The organism is [Zimmermannella] faecalis ATCC 13722 (genome assembly GCF_000381765.1).
Classification (GTDB): domain Bacteria; phylum Actinomycetota; class Actinomycetes; order Actinomycetales; family Microbacteriaceae; genus Gulosibacter; species Gulosibacter faecalis.
Window position 1 is genome coordinate 72951 of the sequence record NZ_KB907074.1, and the last position, 15432, is coordinate 88382.

Genomic DNA, 15432 nt, shown 5'->3' on the forward strand with positions numbered 1-15432 from the left:
GTCGGTCGCGATGTCGGAGGCTCGTGGCGCACTTCTCTGAGGCGCCCGAAGGGGTGTCGCGACCGCTGGCCGAAGGCGTGCACGAATCGATGTCGGAGGCTCGTGGTCAACTGAATTCACGAGGCCAATCGCGCAGCCACACCGGATGCGCGAGGCGATTCGGCGAGGAGGTGACCGATGCACGACCACGACGACCACGAACACGACCACGAAACCGACCCGAGGCTCATCGGCGAGACCCCCGAGCCGCCTCGCGACGAACTGCAGGCGCAGCTCGTGGCCGTGCACGGCGCCTGGCAGGATGCGGGGCCCACACTCGCGCGACTCCAGGCCGCCGAGGTACGCACGTTCGCATTCCTCTATGCGGCCGCCCAGCGCCGCACGGAGCTCGAAGCCGAGTCGCGCCCGCCGCACACGAGCCGAGAACAGACGTTCCGGCTTAACCTGCGCGCCCTCGCCGCCGACTTCGCGGTGTCGCGCCGGCTCACCGAGGCGTCGGTGCTGCGAAAGATCGATGATGCATACACGGTGTGCACGAAGTTCCCGTACTGGTATGAGGCGCTCGAGGCGGGCGAGATATTCGCCGAGCAGCTGCGACCCCTCGTGCAACACCACGGTGCGCTGCCCGAGGAACGGCTCGACGAGTACGGCCGCACGCTGTTCGACTACGCGAAGACGCACACCGTGCCGCAGACCCATCGCAAGGCCGAACAGCTCGCGGCGAAGCTGACCCGCGACGAGTTCGAACGGGCCCACGAGCGAGAGTTCGCACGGCGGCACGTCACGGTGCAACCGGGCGAGCACGGCATGGCCTGGCTAACGGCGTACCTTCCCGCGGGGCAGGCGGCGGCGATCGACGACCTCATGCGGCAACAGGCAAAGGCACTCCGCGCCGACCACCTGGCCGAGGCTCGCGAGCGGCGCGACGATCCGGACTTCGAGGCCGACCCACGCACTGTCGACCAAATTACGGCCGACGTGTTTGTCGAAACGCTCCTCACGGCCACGCCCGAGTCGATCCTCAACTCGCCGAGCGAGGGAGCGCGGCGCGTGCGCGCATCCGTGCAGGTCGTCGTGCCGATCCTGCAGCTGCTCGACCCCGGGCTCGCGACCGCGTGCCGCAACAGCAACGCGTTCCAGCGCGGCGACGTCGCGATGCTCAACGGGCTCTCGCCAATGAGCGCCCGCGAGGCACGCGAGTTCGCAGCCGACGCGCAGCTGCAGCGCATCCTCACCCACCCGATCTCGGGCCACGTCATCACCGCCGACATCTACGAACCGCCCGCGTCGCTGCGGCGCATGATCCGCGCCCGCGACATGACGTGCGTGTTCCCGGGATGCTCGCGCCCCGCGCGAATCTGCGAGCTCGACCACACGGAGCCCCGCGCGGCGGGTGGGAAAACCGACCCCGACAACCTCGGGCCACTCTGTAAACGCCACCATCTCGGGAAACACGCGACGCCGTGGCGACTGCGCAACCTCGGCGGAGGCAGATTCGCGTGGATATCGCCGTTCGGCCAGGTGATCGAGATGGTGCCCGGGCCACCGGGCCCGAGATTCGTGGGGCGTGATGATCCGCCGCCGTTCTAGCGACCCATCCGCATGTCGCCGGGTAGCCTGGCGGCATGGAGGGGCTGTCGGCGATCGACTACGTCATCGCCCGCGAGGTGCTGCAACGGGGCATCGCGGCGCTCTACTTCGTCGCGTTCTGGTCGACCTTGCGGCAATTTCCCGCGCTACTCGGCGAGCGCGGCCTGCAGCCCGCGCCGAAACTCCTCGACTGGGCGGCAAGCTCACCGAGCCGACGACGGCGACTGCGCTTCACGATCTTCCGCTACGTGCGCTACACCGACCGCCGCCTGCGCATCCTCTGCGTCGGCATGCTCGTCATCGCGGCGCTGCTCGTCGCAGGTGTCCCACAACTCGGTCCGCCGCCCGTCGCGATGGCGGCGTTCCTCGCCCTGTGGGCGGGATACCGATCGATCACCTCGCTCGGGCAGGCCTTCTACGGATTCGGCTGGGAGCTGCTGCTGCTCGAGGTCGGCTTTCTCGCGGCGTTCCTCGGCTCGGCGCACGAACCACCCACCGTGTTCGTGATCGTGCTGTTCTGGTGGCTGCTGTTCCGGCTCGAGTTCGGGGCCGGCATGATCAAGCTCCGCGGTGGTCGCGAATGGCGCGACCTCACCGCCCTGACGTACCACCACGAGACGCAGCCGCTGCCCGGCCCGCTGAGTCGCCAGGCGCACCTGTTGCCGCGCTGGTTTCACAAGCTCGAGGTGCTCGGCAATCACTTCGCGCAGCTCATCGTGCCGTGGCTGCTCGCCGTGCCCCTGCTCGGGTACTGGGTGCCGGGGCCGGTACCGGCCATGATCGGCACCGCGGCCGCGGCGATCATGATCGCGACGCAACTCTGGCTCGTGCTCACGGGCAACTTCGCCTGGCTCAACTGGGCCACGATCGTCATCGCCGCGTCGGGCCTCGCCGTGCCGTGGGCCTCGGCGCCGGCAACCGTTGCGTCGCCCGAGATTCCCCTCTACTGGCTGATCATCACGGGCATCGTGTTCGCGGGCTACGTCTGGCTCAGCTGGCCGGCCGTTCGCAATCTCTTCTTCCCGAGCGGACGGCAGGTGATGAACGGCTCGTTCAACCGGCTGCAGCTCGCGAACGCATACGGCGCGTTCGGCACGGTCACGAAGCGGCGCGTCGAGTACGTCATCGAGGGCACGCGCGACGACGACCCGGCGAGCGCGACCTGGCACGAGTACGAGTTCTCCGGCAAGCCGGGCGACACCCGCCGCCGGCCGCCACAGGTCGCGCCGAGGCATCTGCGGCTCGACTGGCTCATGTGGTTCCTCCCGCTCGGCCGGCCGCTCGAGGGCTGGTTCACGACGTTCCTCGGGCGCCTCCTCGAAGCCGACCCGCAGACGCTCCAGCTCCTGCGCCACGACCCGTTCGGGGGTGAGCGGCCAACCTGGATTCGCGTCGTCGCCTACCGCTACCGGTTCACGACGCGCGCCGAACGGCGCGAGACCGGCGCGGTGTGGCTGCGCGACGAGCGACGCATCCGCAAGGCGCCAATGCGCATCAAGCGTCGCTAGACCGCGACCATCGGCGATCCGCAACCTGCGCGTGGGATGCTGTGCGTATCCGCCCCACAGCATTGGAGTACTCGTGAGTACCGACCAGCCGCAGAACACCACCACCCAGGAACGCACCGCCGCGATGCTGGCCCACCTCGCGGCGCCGATTGCCGCCCTCATCTCGGCGGGATGGCTGTCGATTCTCGGCCCGCTCATCGTGTGGCTGATCTACCGCAACAACTCGCGCTTCGTGCGCTCGGCCGCGGCTGGCGCGTTCAACTTCCAGATTTCGGCGTGGATCATGTCGGTGCTCGGCTGGATTCTCTGCTTCACGATCATCCTGCTGCCGATCGGCATCCTGCTCATCATCGCGGCGAGCGCGCTCACGTTCATCTTCGGTATCTGGGGTGCGGTGCGCACCTCCGGCGGTCGTCCGTTCCGCTACCCGCTGCAGCTCCCGATCCTGAGTTAACACACAGCATTCGGTAACCTCCGCGTCGGCTGCGTGCCATTCGCGGGCGGTACCTTCGCGGCATGTCACTTGAGCGCAATCTACTGGACTCGACGCCCGCTATCGCCGGATTCGGCGACGACGTAGAGGCGTACTGGTTTCTCGACGATCTCTATCTGCGGGTGCTGACGGGGGAGATCCTTGACCCGGACGATGCGCAGGAACTGCTCGTCGAATACCTTGACGACGAGGACGACGACGAGCTGCCCGAGGCGTTCGTCGCCGCGCTCGAAGCCGACGCTGACGCCGCGACGCTCGAACTTGTGCGCGTGATCTGGGAGTCGGCCGCCGAGGCCGCTGACGAGTGGGTCGACGAGGCCACCGACACCGACCGCTTCTTCACTGCCCTCGACGAGCTCGAAGACGAGGACATCGATGCGGGCGTGTTCACCGACCACGCCGATGTGCCCCAACGTGAGGGCCAGCGCGGCGCCGTCGTGCTCTGGGTGAACGCATGGGAGGAGTTCGACGAGCAGGCGCCCGTTGACGTGCTGTTGACGGTTCGCGGTGGCGAGCTCGAAGACGAGGTCGCCGCCGCATTCCGCACGGCAGGCATCGAGGTGGCCGATGTCGCCGAGGGCGCCGTGACGGTGCGCCTGCAGTGGCGCCATCACGTCGAGCCGTGGGCCGACGTGATGGGCGCAGACGCTGCCGCCTAGCTTGCTGAGGCGCGCACCTTCGCGATGACGGCGTCGGTGAACGACTGGGTCGTCGCGTCGCCGCCGAGGTCGGGGGTGCGCACGCCGTCGGCGAGCACCGACTCGAACGCCGTCGTGAGCGAGGCGGCCGCCTCGGTTTCGCCGAGGTGCTCGAGCATCATGGCGCTCGCCCAGATCGCGCCGACCGGGTTCGCGATGCCCTTGCCGGCAATGTCGGGGGCCGAGCCGTGCACGGGCTCGAACATCGACGGGTAGCGGTGTTCGGGGTCGAGGTTGCCGCTCGGGGCGATGCCGATCGAACCCGCGATGCCCGCGACGAGGTCGGAGAGGATGTCGCCGAACAGATTCGAGGCGACGATCGTGCGGATGCTCGTCGGCTTCATGACGAGGCGGGCCGCGAGGGCATCGATGAGCACCTTGTCGATCTCGACGCCGGTGCCGGCCGCCGTCTCGGCGACGACCTCGTCCCAGAACGGCATCGTGTGAATGATGCCGTTCGACTTCGTCGCCGACACGAGCGCGCCGCCGCGCTTCGCCGCGAGGTCGGTCGCGAACTTCGCGACGCGGGCCACACCGGCGCGCGTGAACACGGCCTCCTGCACCGCGGTCTCCGCATCGCCGCGCCCGAACCGGCCGCCGATCGAGCTGTACTCGCCCTCGACGTTCTCGCGCACGACGACGATATCGAGATCGTCGGCGCCCTGCACGGCGCTCGTGAGGCCCGGCAGCAGACGCATCGGGCGTAGGTTGACGTACTGGTCGAACTCGCGACGAATCGGAATCAGCAGCCCCCACAGCGTCACGTCGTCGGGCACGTCGGGCGTGCCGACCGCGCCGAGGAACGTCGCGTCGCCATCCCGCAGCTGCTCGATGCCGTCGACCGGCATCATGCGACCCGTGTTGCGATAGCGATCGGTGCCCCAATCGCGCTCGCGCCACTCGACAGCGAAGTCGTGGCGTTCGGCGATCGCGTCGACGCAGGCGACCGCCGAGGCGGTTACGTCGACGCCAATGCCGTCGCCCGGAATCGTGTCGATGCGGTAGGTGGTGCGGGTCATCGGTGCTCCTCGCGTCTAGTCAGTTTGTACTGACAATAGAGGCGAATCAGCGTTTGCGCGAGGCCAGCACGCGCTTCGACCGGGAGTCTGACACGGCCGAGCGACGGGCGCGACGGCGCGCTCGGGCCTCGCGGCGCGCATCCCGGCGCAGCCGCTTCGGGAGGCCGTCAAGGCCGAGCAGCACAATAGCGATGCCGATCGCGCCGTAGGTGAGGGCGTCGGCGAGGCCGAGGGGTTCGGCGAGGATCGCAACCGATACGACGACGAGCAGCACGGGCTCGAGGTAGCTGAGCATGCCGAACAGGCTCATCGGCAGGCCCTTCTGAGCGAGTGAGTAGGTCGAGAACCCGATCGCGGTGAGCAGGCCGAGAAGCGCCACGCCCACCCAGTTGGCGGGCGAGGCGACCATGGCGCCGGCATCGGCGGGCTGCAGCACGAACACGAGGGCGATCGGCGCGAGCACGGTCATTTCGAGGGCGAGTGCGGCGGGGGAGTCGAGGTCGAAGCGGCGACGCAGCACAAAGTAGGCGGGATAGCCGAGCGCGACGGCGAAGGTCGCCCAGCCGACGCTTGCGCCGGTCGTCAGCGCGATGATGACGCCGCCGAGCGCGAACGCGACCGCGGCGATGCCGAACCCGCTCAGGCGCTCACGGTAGAGCACCACGCCAAGCGCGACGAGCACGAGCGGGAGCAAGAAATAGCCCATCGAGACGGCGAGCGCGTTGCCGGTCATCGGCCCCCACGCGAACAGAAAGGTCTGCAGGCCAAAGAGCAGCGCATCGGCGACGAGAACGAGCGCGAGCGTCGGGCGACGGCGGATGCGCGCGAAGGTCGCGCGAACCTCGGGCCACACGCGCATGAGCGTGAGAATGAGCGCCATGAAGGGCAGGGCGGCGAGGATGCGCCAGCCGAACGTCGCGAACGGGCCGAGCCCGTCGATCATGCTCGGGACGCCGAAGAGTGCCGCAAACGAGACCGAGGCAATGACCGACGTCGCGATGCCGACCGGCGTCGCGCGGCGCGGTGCGGTCGCCGCCGAGACGGCCTGCCGCTGCTGCTGCGGGAGCACCTGAATAGCGCCGGTGGTGGGCATTACGAGATCGGTCACATGGCCAACGTTAGGGCTCGCGACCTCTAAGTAAAAGCTGCAATACTAAGACAATAATGTTGCGTATTACTTAACGAACGGAGTGGGTGGCATGAGTGAGATGAAACGGCTCCGAATGCTCATCGAACTCGATCGGCTCGGCACGGTCTCGGCGGTCGCGAAGCGGCTGCAATACAGCACGTCGGCGGTGTCGCAGCAGCTCGCCCAGCTCGAGCGCGACTTCGAGGCGCCGCTGCTCGAACCTGACGGGCGGCGAGTGCGTCTCACGCCGCAAGGGCTCGTGCTGCTCGAACGAGCGCAGGCCGTGCTGCGCGAGTGGGAGGGCGCGCGCAGCGCGGTGTCGGCGTCGCACGATGAGGTGCGCGGCACGCTCGCGGTCGCGGCGTATGAGAGCGCGTGCCTCGCGATGGTGCCGGAACTCGTGCGCGGGCTGCGGGACGCGCACCCCGAGGCGCACGTGACGCTCGTGCAGGCCGACGCCGACGTCGCCCGCGAGCGCGTCATCTCACGCGACTCCGACCTCGGCATTGTCGAGCGCTACCGGGGGCAAACGTTCCCGCACCACCCGGACCTCGTCGAGACCGTGCTGTTCACCGACCCCATGCTCCTAGTTGTGCCAAACGACCTCGACTTCGAGGTGACGGGTCCGCGCGACGTCGCCGACCTCGACTGGGTCGTCGAGATGCCCGGAACCCCGACGCGCGACTGGGCGGTCGCGCTCTGTCGACGCCTGGGCTTCGAGCCGCGCATCCGCTACGAGTCGTCGGACGTGCTCGTGCACCACAACCTCGCGCGCTCGGGCGTCGCGGTCGGGTTCCTCCCGGCGCTCACGCCCGCCCACCTGCTCGAGGGCACGCGCCTCATCGAGCTCGGCGCGGCCGAGGCCCGCACCGTCTACACGGTCGCGCGCCGCAGCCAGCACGAGACGCCGCTCATGGCCGCCGTGCTCGAGCTGCTCGCGCACCGGCCCGAGGCCGCGACGTAGACGACGGGAATACCGGGCCGGGCCCGTTGGTTGCCGTACGAGTCCATCCGTACTGTGCGACCCACAAGGAGCCAGCCATGTCCCACAAGCTGTTCGAGCCACTCACGCTGCGCGGAGTCGAATTCCGCAACCGCATCTGGGTGCCGCCGATGTGTCAGTACCAGGTGGAATCACACGACGGCGTCGCGACGGCCTGGCACTTCGCGCACCTCGGCCAGTTCGCGATCGGCGGCGCCGGCGCGATCATCGTCGAGGCGACCGGGGTCGTGCCAGAAGGGCGCATCGCCCGCGAGGACCTCGGGCTCTGGAACGACGAGCAGCGCGATGCCCTGCGCCCCATCGTCGACTTCGCGCACTCACAAGGCGCGGCGATCGGCGTGCAGCTCGCGCACGCGGGCCGCAAGGCGAGCACGTACCGCGAGTACGACACTGGCGGGAAGTCGGGCTCGGTGCCGATCGAAGACGGTGGCTGGGAGACCGTCGCCCCGTCGGCGATCGCGTTCGACGGCCTTGCAACGCCCCGCGCCCTCGACGCCGACGGCATCGCCGCCGTGCGACAGGGGTTCGTGGATGCGGCACGTCGGGCGGTCGAGGCAGGCTTCGACTTCGTCGAGATCCACGCCGCCCACGGCTACCTGCTCCACGAGTTCTTCTCGCCGCTGTCGAACGAGCGCACCGACGACTACGGCGGCTCGCTCGAGAACCGCGCGCGCTTGCACCTCGAGATCGTCGACGCCGTGCGCGCCGAGGTCCCCGAAACGATGCCGGTGTTCGTGCGCGTCTCGGCGACCGACTGGACCGCCGGCGGCGTCACGGTCGAGGACACGGTGCAGCTAGCCACGTGGCTGCGTGGGCACGGCGTCGACCTGCTCGACGTGTCGACGGGCGGCAACGTGCTCGCCGAGATTCCGGTCGGGCCCGGCTACCAGACCGAGTTCGCGGAGCGCGTGCGGGCCGAGGCGGGCATGCCGACGGCCGCAGTCGGCATGATCAACCACCCGCTGCAGGCCGAGCACGTGCTGCTCACGGGTCAGGCCGACGCCGTGCTCGTCGGGCGCGAGATGCTCCGCAACCCGCGCTTCGCGATCGAGGCGCAGCGCGAGCTGCGCTACGACGCGGGCCTCGTGCCTGGGCCTTACCTGCGCGCCCACCGCTAGGGCACCGGTAGGCTCGGGCGAGCACCCCGGCGATTGGCGGCCCAATGATCGAGTTCCGAAACGTCACGAAGCGCTACGGCGCCGAGGCCGCCGCGGTCGACGACTTCAGCCTCACGATCCCGTCGGGCAAAACAACCGTGTTCGTCGGGTCGTCGGGCTGCGGCAAGACGACGCTGCTGCGCATGATCAACCGCATGGTCGAACCGACCTCGGGCGTCATCGAGATCGATGGCGAACCGGTGTCGCAGCTCAACCCTGTCGAGCTGCGCCGCGGCATCGGCTACGTCATGCAGAACTCGGGGCTCATGCCGCACTTCACGGTCGCCGACAACATCGCGACCGTGCCGCGGTTGCGGGGTGTCGCGAGGCGCGAGGCGCGCGCCCGCGTGCCCGAACTCATGGCGACCGTCGGGCTCGACCCCGAGCTCGCCGACCGGTATCCGAGCGAGCTCTCGGGCGGGCAGCAGCAGCGCGTTGGCGTCGCCCGAGGGCTCGCGGCGGAGCCGAACATCCTGCTCATGGATGAGCCCTTCGGCGCCGTCGACCCCATCGTGCGCGCCGAGCTCCAGCAGGAGCTCATTCGGCTCCAGCGGGAGCTCGACAAGACGGTCGTGTTCGTGACGCACGACATCGACGAGGCGTTCCTGCTTGGCGATCAGGTCGTCATTCTCGCGAAGGGCGCCGAGCGCCTGCAGGTCGGCAGCCCGAGCGAGATCATCGAGGCGCCCGCGACCGACTTTGTCGCGAAGATCATCGGCGCCGAGCGCGGCAAACGCGCGCTGCACCTGCGCCGCACGCGCCACGGCACCGTCGTGGTCGATGCGCAGGGGCGCACGCAGGGCGTGCTCGACGAAGGCTGACGTGAACTGGGTCATTGACAACCTCGACCTCATCGGCCGGCTCACGCTCGTGCACGCACGGCAGAGCGCCGTCGCGCTCGCCGTCGCGCTCATCCTGTCGATCCCAATCGGCTGGGCGGCGTGGCGGTATCGGCCGCTGCGCGGGCTCCTCACCGGCATCACGGGCCTGCTCTACACCGTGCCCTCGCTCGCGCTGCTCGTGATTCTGCCGCTCATCGCCGGGTATCCCGCGTCGAGCGAGACGAACCTCGTCGTCGCCCTCACGCTCTACGGCCTCGCGATTCTCGTCCGCTCGGTCGTCGACGCTCTCGACTCGGTCGACCCCGACGTGCGCCAGGCCGCGCGGGCGGTGGGATACGCGGGCGTGCGCAGGTTCTTCGAAGTTGACCTCCGCCTCGCGGTGCCGGTGCTCGTCGCGGGCCTGCGCGTCGCCTCGGTGAGCACCGTCGCGCTCGCGACCGTCGGCATCCTCGTCGGCGTCGAGAACCTCGGCTACCTCTTCACGAACGGACTGCAGCGACGCATCATCGCGGAGGTGCTCGCGGGCGTCGGTGCGGTCGTCGTGATCGCACTCGTGCTCGACCTCGTGCTCATGCTCGCGGGGCGGATGCTCACCCCCTGGCGGCGCGCATGAACTTCTTCCTCGAGGCCTTCGCGTGGCTCCTCGCCCCCGAGCAGTGGCAGGGGGCCGGGTCGCTTCTCGCGCTGCTCGGCCAGCACCTCGGCACGACGGCGGTCGCGGTCGCGGTGGCGGCACTGCTCGCCGTACCGCTCGGCTGGTACATCGGGCACACGGGCCGCGGCCGCGAGATCGCCGTCGCCGTGACTGGCGCGGCCCGCGCGATTCCGTCGTTTGGCCTGCTCGTGCTCCTCGTGCTGCTGCTTGGCGTGACGCAGCGCAGCGAGGCGGCGCTCATCACGTTCGTGATCCTCGCGATTCCGTCGCTCCTCGCGGGCGCCTACAGCGGCATCGAGGCGATCGATCCGCGCGTCGTCGACGCAGCGCGCAGCGTCGGCATGACCGAGTGGCAGGTGTTCGCCCGCGTGGAGGTGCCGCTCGGGCTGCCGCTCCTCGTCGGCGGCCTGCGCACCGCAACGCTCCAGGTCGTCGCGACCGTCACGATCGCCGCATACCTCGGACTCGGCGGGCTCGGGCTCCCGATCATCTCGGGCCTCGCACTGCGCGATTATCCGCAGGTGCTCGGCGGTGCCGTGCTCGTCGTGGCGCTCGCCCTCGCGCTCGACCTGCTGCTCGCGGTCGCGCAGCGCGCCGCCGTCGCGCGCGGCACCCGCGAGTAGCCTTGACCACATCCGAAGCCAACCGGAGGACCCCATGATCAACCGCACACTCCGCTCCACGCTGGGCCTGGGCGCCGCCGTGCTCTTCGCCGCCTCGCTCGCCGGCTGCGCGAGCGCCGACCCCCTCGGCGAAACCGACGCCACCGAGGGCGCCGCCTCGGGCGACACGATCGTCATCGGCTCGCAGACCTACTACTCGAACGAGATCGTCGCCGAAATCTACGCGCAGGCGCTTGAGGGAGCAGGGTTCACCGTCGACCGCAGCTTCAACAGCGGCCAGCGGGAGAACTACCTGCCCGAGCTCGAGCAGGGCTCGATCACGCTGTTCCCCGAGTACACCGGCAACCTGCTGCAGTACTTCGACCCCGAAGCCGACGAGCGCGAGAGCGAGGCCGTCTACGAGGCGCTCGCCGACGCACTGCCCGAGGGCCTGCAGGCGCTCGACCAGGCCGAGGCGAGCGACCAGGACTCCTACACCGTCACCGCCGAGTTTGCCGAGGCGAACGGGCTGAGTTCAATCTCCGACCTCGCGGACGTCGACGGCACGCTCACGCTCGGCGGCCCGCCCGAGCTCGCAGAGCGCCCATACGGGCCCAGCGGGCTCGCCGACGTGTACGGCGTCGAGGTCGAGTTCCAGGCGACGGGCGACACGACGGTCGAAGACCTCCTCGCCGGCACGGTCGACGTCGCGAACGTGTACACGGCCGACCCGCGCATTGAGACCGAGGGGCTCGTCGTGCTCGACGACCCCGAATCGCTCTTCCTCGCGTCACAGGTCGTGCCGATCGCGAGCGCCGACCTCGACCCCGCGGCCGCCGACGTGATCAACCAAGTGAGCGCGCAGCTGTCGGCCGATGACCTCGTTTCGATGAACGTCGAGAGCACGCAGGAGCAGCGGTCGACGCCCGACATCGCTGCCGACTGGCTGGCCGAGGCGGGGCTGAGTTAGGCCCCGCTAGCGCTCGGAGATGCCGAGCTGCGCATCCCACCCGATCTGCACGAGCTCGCGCAGTGCGTCGGCGTCGACGTCGCGTAGTCCGTTCACGTAGAGGCACGACACTCCGAGGGTGTGCTTGCCGAGTCGCGTGTCGATGATCTCGCGCTGGCCGGGGAACTCGTTCAGTCCGTAGAGCGATAGCTTCGCCCTACGGGGGCTGAAGCCGATCTTGAACCACGTGTTCGTGCCGAGCGTGTTCGTGTAGTCGATCTCACCGAAGCCGATCATCGTGGGGCCCCACATGCGCCCGGGCTCGCCCGACACCTCGGCGAACAGCTCGAGCAGCACGATGCCCTCATCGCGGCGCCGCTGCGTTGGCAGCTCCGCAATGAACTCGCGCGGGTCGCGGTCGGTGGGCCGGGTCTTGATCTCGCTCGCCATGACCCGAGTGTAGGCGCGCATGTGCGCCAGTAGTCTTGAACAATGCACCCCGATCTCGCCGTGACGAAAGCCGCCCGGCTGTTCAAAGTGCTCGGCAGCGAGTCGCGCCTGCGGCTCCTGCGCCGCATTCGCGAGGAGCCGGCTACCGTGACGGCACTCGTCGAGGCCACCTCGATGTCGCAGCCGCTCGTGTCGCAGCACCTGCGCATGCTCCGCGAAGCAGAGCTCGTGCGCGCCGTGCGACACGGTCGCGAGTCGGTGTACGAGCTCGCCGACCTTCACGTGAGCCACCTCATCGAGGATGCGCTCGAGCACGTGGCCGAAGACGTAGGCTAGGCGCCGCAACGCACACACCACGCTGACGAGAGGCGAACATGGCGAACATCAACTGGGGTCGCGTGGGGCGACAGCTCCTCGGCGCGGTCGTGCGGGCGGTCTCGACGAAATCGTCGCCGAAGCCTGCTGGCAAGACGCAGTCTCGGCCACAGTCGCAGCAGCAGGATGCGAGCCCCGGCCAATACGGCAGCGGCGCCACCCGCGAGATTCGTGCCGATGCCGTGCGCGGCGTCACGACGAGCTACGCGCCCGACCGTGACGGCGCACCCGACCCCGGCGAGGTCGTGTGGACCTGGGTGCCGTACGTCGAGAACGACGGCCGCGGCAAAGACCGGCCCGTGCTAATCCTCGCCCGCCTCGACGCCACGTCGGTGCTCGGCTGCTACCTCTCGACGAAGCAGCACCGCGGGTACGTCTCGATCGGCACGGGCGGCTGGGACTCAAGCGGCCGCGAGAGCTTCATGAACCCCGACCGGCTGCTCCGCGTCACCGACGACGGCATGCGCCGCGAGGGCGCCGTCACGAACCGGGCCGCGTTCGACCGTGCCGTCGCCGCGCTCCACGACGCGTATCCGGGACTGTTCTAGCGACATGACCTCGCGCGACCTGCCACCCCGCCCCGTGCGCATCCACGGCCTCGACTACGCGCGGGCGCTCGCGATCATCGGCATGATCGGCGCGCACGCCGGCGACGTGCCCGAGTTCTGGCTCACCGAGCCCTCGACGTGGCTCGGCGTGATTCACGGCAACCCGTCGATCCTGTTCGGACTGCTCGCGGGCGTCTCGATCGCGATCATGACGGGCCGAACGCGCATCCCCGAACCGCACGAGATGCCGACGCTGCGATTGCGCCTCGTCGGGCGGGGCGCCGTCATCTTCGGGGTCGGCCTCGTGCTTGAGGCCCTCGGCACCGTCGTCGCGATCATCCTCACCTTCTACGGACTGCTGTATCTGCTCGTGTTGCCGTTCCTGCGGCTGCGGCCCCGAACCCTGGTGATCATCGCAGCGGGCATCGGGCTCGCCGGGCCGTCGCTCGGCATGTGCCTCATGTATCTCGGCGGGCTCACCTACGCGCCGGGGCTCAACTTCCTGATCGGCGGGATGTATCCGCTCACGACGTGGCTGCCACTGCTGCTGCTCGGCCTCGCGATTGGGCGCGGCGACATCACACGCATCACGAACGCGCTCGCAATGGCGGTGCTTGGATTCGGGGTGTGGCTGCTCGCGCAGGGCGTCGGCGTGCTCGCCTTCGACCTCATTTACGATCTCGAATCCGCCGGCGACCCGGACTCGGCGTCGGCGATCGTCGTACGCGCGCTGCTCGACATCACGGCCCACAGCGGGAGCACGATCGAACTCATCGCCTCGGCCGGCTTCGCGTTTGGGGTGCTCGGCGTCTGCCTCTGCCTACCCGCCGCGCTCGCGCCCGTGCTCCGGCCGCTGGGCGCGCTCGGCGCGATGCCGCTCACGAGCTACTCGGCGCACATCCTTTCCCTCGCGCTGCTCTGGCCCGGTGCGCAGCTGCCACTGAGCAACCTCGCCTGGTTCGTCACGGTCGTCGTGCTGCTCATCGCCTGCCCGCTGTACCTGCGCCGCTTCGACCGCGGCCCGCTCGAGGCGCTCGCGGGCCGCGTCGGGCGGCTCGCCGCAGCTGGTTAGCTATACCAGGTCGGCTCGGGAATCTGACCGAGCAGTGCGTAGTCGCCGACCTCGCGCTTCTTGTACGCGATGGGGTCGTGGAGGCTGTGCGTACGGAGATTGCGCCAATAGATATCGAGTCCGACCGAACTCGCGGATGCTCGGGCACCGGTGAGCTCGAAGATGCGGTTCGCGACCTCGAGGCCGTCATCAACGAGGCGCAGCTTTGCGGCAGCCACGCGCACGGCGAGCTCGCCGCGACGGCGCTCGGTGAGCTGCTCGCGCGGCGCGTGGAGGATCTCGCTCGCCTCGGTGTTGACGGCATCGAGGAGGGCTTCGTCCGCCCAGAGGCGCGACTGCAGCACTCCGTAGCCCTCGAGCAGATACCACTCCTCGGTCGCGCTCGCCTTGTTGTCGCCGCCGTAGGGCCAGGCCCGGGTCGTCGTGCGCGTGTACTCTGCGGCGGCGGCGAGCGCGCCCTCGGCAATTCCGAGGTAGAGGTTGGCGAACACGAGCTGAATGGCCGGGACGTTCAACGTGTTGTAGACGAGCGGCTGAAACTCGCCGTCGACGAAGCCTGCCGCGGCTGACCAGGGCACGCGAACGTCGCGGATCTCAACCGAACCGGACTCGGTGAGGCGCTGGCCGAGCGCATCCCAGTCGCCGGCGAACACGATGCCCTCTTGCGCGGTAGGCACGATCGCGAAGATGTGCGTGTCGGTGCCCTCGAGCACGCCCTCAAGCACCGTGAGGTCGGCGACGCGGCCACCGGTCGAGAATGACTTGCGCCCTGAGAACACGAGCTCGTCGCCGTCTTCGCGAATCGTGAGGTCGCCGTCGCGCGGGTTCACGGCGCCGCCATACAGGGCGTTGGTCGAGGTCGCGAGTTCTTCGACCGCGGCGATCTGCTCGTCGGTGGCGACGAGGCGCGCCGCCCACGCCCAAAGGTAGTGGTAGCCGAGCAACTGCCCGATCGAGCCGTCGGCACGCGAAACGATGCGGATCACTCGGTAGGCCGTTGCCCAGGTCTCCCCACCGCCACCGAACTCGCGAGGGCCGAGCAGGGTCACGAGACCCGAGGCCTTCAGCAGCTCGACCTCGGCGTACGGGGCCGCGTTCGCCCGGTCGCGCTCGAGGGCATCGACGGCGAGCACATCGGCGACCTCCTGGGCACGAGCAAGCCAATCGGCCGCGCTTGTTGGAGTGGCCGCGTCCTGCCAGCGGTCGGTTTGTGGAGTGGTGATGGTCATGGTGCTGCCCTTCGTCGTGGTGTTGGTTGACCGACACGCTAGGCAGGGGCGTTCGTCACGCGCACGAGATCGCGTACCACGTTGCGGAGCATGACCGTGCGTGACTGCGCGCC

General features: G+C 69.3%; 17 protein-coding genes. 13 read left to right on the top strand and 4 right to left on the bottom strand.

The features are described from left to right. The first annotated feature begins 177 nt into the window (after positions 1–177). The 4 genes from G328_RS0100345 (at position 178) to G328_RS0100360 (ending at position 4250) form a co-directional block, all read left to right on the top strand. Positions 178–1590 (top strand): HNH endonuclease signature motif containing protein, encoded by a 1413-nt coding sequence (locus G328_RS0100345; RefSeq protein ID WP_019617350.1) that lies wholly within the window; start codon positions 178–180, stop codon positions 1588–1590. A gap of 35 nt (positions 1591–1625) precedes the next feature. Then, positions 1626–3098, top strand: a complete 1473-nt coding sequence (locus tag G328_RS0100350; protein ID WP_019617351.1) for a lipase maturation factor family protein — start codon at positions 1626–1628, stop codon at positions 3096–3098. Between the two features lie 73 nt (positions 3099–3171). Continuing rightward, positions 3172–3552, top strand: a complete 381-nt coding sequence (locus G328_RS0100355) for a DUF4870 domain-containing protein (protein WP_019617352.1) — start codon at positions 3172–3174, stop codon at positions 3550–3552. Positions 3553–3614: 62 nt separating this feature from the next. Next, positions 3615–4250: a hypothetical protein gene (locus tag G328_RS0100360; protein ID WP_019617353.1), complete on the top strand. Its 636-nt coding sequence runs from the start codon at positions 3615–3617 to the stop codon at positions 4248–4250. Here G328_RS0100360 and G328_RS0100365 read toward each other — a convergent pair. Further along, positions 4247–5308 carry a tartrate dehydrogenase gene (locus G328_RS0100365; protein ID WP_019617354.1) on the bottom strand — a complete coding sequence of 354 codons (1062 nt, stop codon included), beginning with the start codon at positions 5306–5308 and terminating at the stop codon, positions 4247–4249. The genes G328_RS0100360 and G328_RS0100365 overlap by 4 nt on opposite strands. Positions 5309–5354: 46 nt before the next feature. Next, complete coding sequence (gene rarD / locus G328_RS13515) at positions 5355–6416, bottom strand: EamA family transporter RarD (RefSeq protein ID WP_154651488.1); 1062 nt, start codon at positions 6414–6416, stop codon at positions 5355–5357. A gap of 91 nt (positions 6417–6507) precedes the next feature. Here rarD and G328_RS13520 point away from each other — a divergent pair, with 91 nt between their 5' ends. The 6 genes from G328_RS13520 (at position 6508) to G328_RS0100400 (ending at position 11666) form a co-directional block, all read left to right on the top strand. Beyond that, on the top strand, positions 6508–7401 hold the full coding sequence (locus G328_RS13520; protein WP_019617356.1) for a LysR family transcriptional regulator: 894 nt from the start codon (positions 6508–6510) through the stop codon (positions 7399–7401). Between the two features lie 77 nt (positions 7402–7478). After that, on the top strand, positions 7479–8558 hold the full coding sequence (locus G328_RS0100380) for an NADH:flavin oxidoreductase/NADH oxidase (RefSeq protein ID WP_019617357.1): 1080 nt from the start codon (positions 7479–7481) through the stop codon (positions 8556–8558). Between the two features lie 44 nt (positions 8559–8602). Further along, on the top strand, positions 8603–9418 hold the full coding sequence (locus tag G328_RS0100385) for an ABC transporter ATP-binding protein (RefSeq protein ID WP_019617358.1): 816 nt from the start codon (positions 8603–8605) through the stop codon (positions 9416–9418). Between the two features lies 1 nt (position 9419). Beyond that, the gene (locus G328_RS13525; RefSeq protein WP_019617359.1) at positions 9420–10052 is read left to right on the top strand and encodes an ABC transporter permease; all 633 of its coding nucleotides are present in this window, start codon (positions 9420–9422) and stop codon (positions 10050–10052) included. After that, positions 10049–10717 carry an ABC transporter permease gene (locus tag G328_RS0100395; protein ID WP_019617360.1) on the top strand — a complete coding sequence of 223 codons (669 nt, stop codon included), beginning with the start codon at positions 10049–10051 and terminating at the stop codon, positions 10715–10717. The genes G328_RS13525 and G328_RS0100395 overlap by 4 nt, the downstream gene beginning before the upstream one ends. 34 nt (positions 10718–10751) lie before the next feature. Then, a complete protein-coding gene (locus tag G328_RS0100400; protein WP_019617361.1) occupies positions 10752–11666 on the top strand; it encodes a glycine betaine ABC transporter substrate-binding protein in 915 nt (304 codons plus the stop codon). A gap of 6 nt (positions 11667–11672) precedes the next feature. Here G328_RS0100400 and G328_RS0100405 read toward each other — a convergent pair whose 3' ends face one another. Beyond that, positions 11673–12095, bottom strand: coding sequence for a DUF1801 domain-containing protein (locus G328_RS0100405; protein WP_040904429.1), 423 nt, complete (start codon positions 12093–12095; stop codon positions 11673–11675). 42 nt (positions 12096–12137) lie between these two features. Between G328_RS0100405 and G328_RS0100410 the strand changes: the two genes are divergently transcribed. Genes G328_RS0100410 through G328_RS0100420 form a run of 3 tightly spaced genes read left to right on the top strand, consistent with a single transcriptional unit; the run spans position 12138 to position 14090 of the window. Further along, positions 12138–12431, top strand: coding sequence for an ArsR/SmtB family transcription factor (locus G328_RS0100410; RefSeq protein WP_019617363.1), 294 nt, complete (start codon positions 12138–12140; stop codon positions 12429–12431). 38 nt (positions 12432–12469) lie between these two features. After that, the gene (locus tag G328_RS13530; protein WP_019617364.1) at positions 12470–13018 is read left to right on the top strand and encodes a hypothetical protein; all 549 of its coding nucleotides are present in this window, start codon (positions 12470–12472) and stop codon (positions 13016–13018) included. A 4-nt stretch (positions 13019–13022) separates the two neighbouring features. Continuing rightward, entirely contained in the window at positions 13023–14090 is a 1068-nt protein-coding gene (locus G328_RS0100420) for a heparan-alpha-glucosaminide N-acetyltransferase domain-containing protein (RefSeq protein ID WP_019617365.1), read from the top strand. On the opposite strand, the gene G328_RS0100425 is transcribed toward G328_RS0100420, so the two are convergent. Continuing rightward, positions 14087–15319, bottom strand: coding sequence for an acyl-CoA dehydrogenase family protein (locus G328_RS0100425; protein ID WP_026339532.1), 1233 nt, complete (start codon positions 15317–15319; stop codon positions 14087–14089). The genes G328_RS0100420 and G328_RS0100425 overlap by 4 nt on opposite strands. Positions 15320–15432: the final 113 nt, after the last annotated feature.

Excerpts from the sequence above, each read along its gene's own strand:
- G328_RS0100345 (WP_019617350.1), top strand. The coding sequence starts at position 178 with ATGCACGACCACGACGACCACGAACACGACCACGAAACCGACCCGAGG.
- G328_RS0100350 (WP_019617351.1), top strand. The coding sequence starts at position 1,626 with ATGGAGGGGCTGTCGGCGATCGACTACGTCATCGCCCGCGAGGTGCTG.
- G328_RS0100360 (WP_019617353.1), top strand. The coding sequence starts at position 3,615 with ATGTCACTTGAGCGCAATCTACTGGACTCGACGCCCGCTATCGCCGGA.
- G328_RS0100365 (WP_019617354.1), bottom strand. The coding sequence starts at position 5,308 with ATGACCCGCACCACCTACCGCATCGACACGATTCCGGGCGACGGCATT.
- G328_RS13520 (WP_019617356.1), top strand. The coding sequence starts at position 6,508 with ATGAGTGAGATGAAACGGCTCCGAATGCTCATCGAACTCGATCGGCTC.
- G328_RS0100380 (WP_019617357.1), top strand. The coding sequence starts at position 7,479 with ATGTCCCACAAGCTGTTCGAGCCACTCACGCTGCGCGGAGTCGAATTC.
- G328_RS0100385 (WP_019617358.1), top strand. The coding sequence starts at position 8,603 with ATGATCGAGTTCCGAAACGTCACGAAGCGCTACGGCGCCGAGGCCGCC.
- G328_RS0100395 (WP_019617360.1), top strand. The coding sequence starts at position 10,049 with ATGAACTTCTTCCTCGAGGCCTTCGCGTGGCTCCTCGCCCCCGAGCAG.
- G328_RS0100400 (WP_019617361.1), top strand. The coding sequence starts at position 10,752 with ATGATCAACCGCACACTCCGCTCCACGCTGGGCCTGGGCGCCGCCGTG.
- G328_RS0100405 (WP_040904429.1), bottom strand. The coding sequence starts at position 12,095 with ATGGCGAGCGAGATCAAGACCCGGCCCACCGACCGCGACCCGCGCGAG.
- G328_RS0100410 (WP_019617363.1), top strand. The coding sequence starts at position 12,138 with ATGCACCCCGATCTCGCCGTGACGAAAGCCGCCCGGCTGTTCAAAGTG.
- G328_RS13530 (WP_019617364.1), top strand. The coding sequence starts at position 12,470 with ATGGCGAACATCAACTGGGGTCGCGTGGGGCGACAGCTCCTCGGCGCG.
- G328_RS0100420 (WP_019617365.1), top strand. The coding sequence starts at position 13,023 with ATGACCTCGCGCGACCTGCCACCCCGCCCCGTGCGCATCCACGGCCTC.
- G328_RS0100425 (WP_026339532.1), bottom strand. The coding sequence starts at position 15,319 with ATGACCATCACCACTCCACAAACCGACCGCTGGCAGGACGCGGCCACT.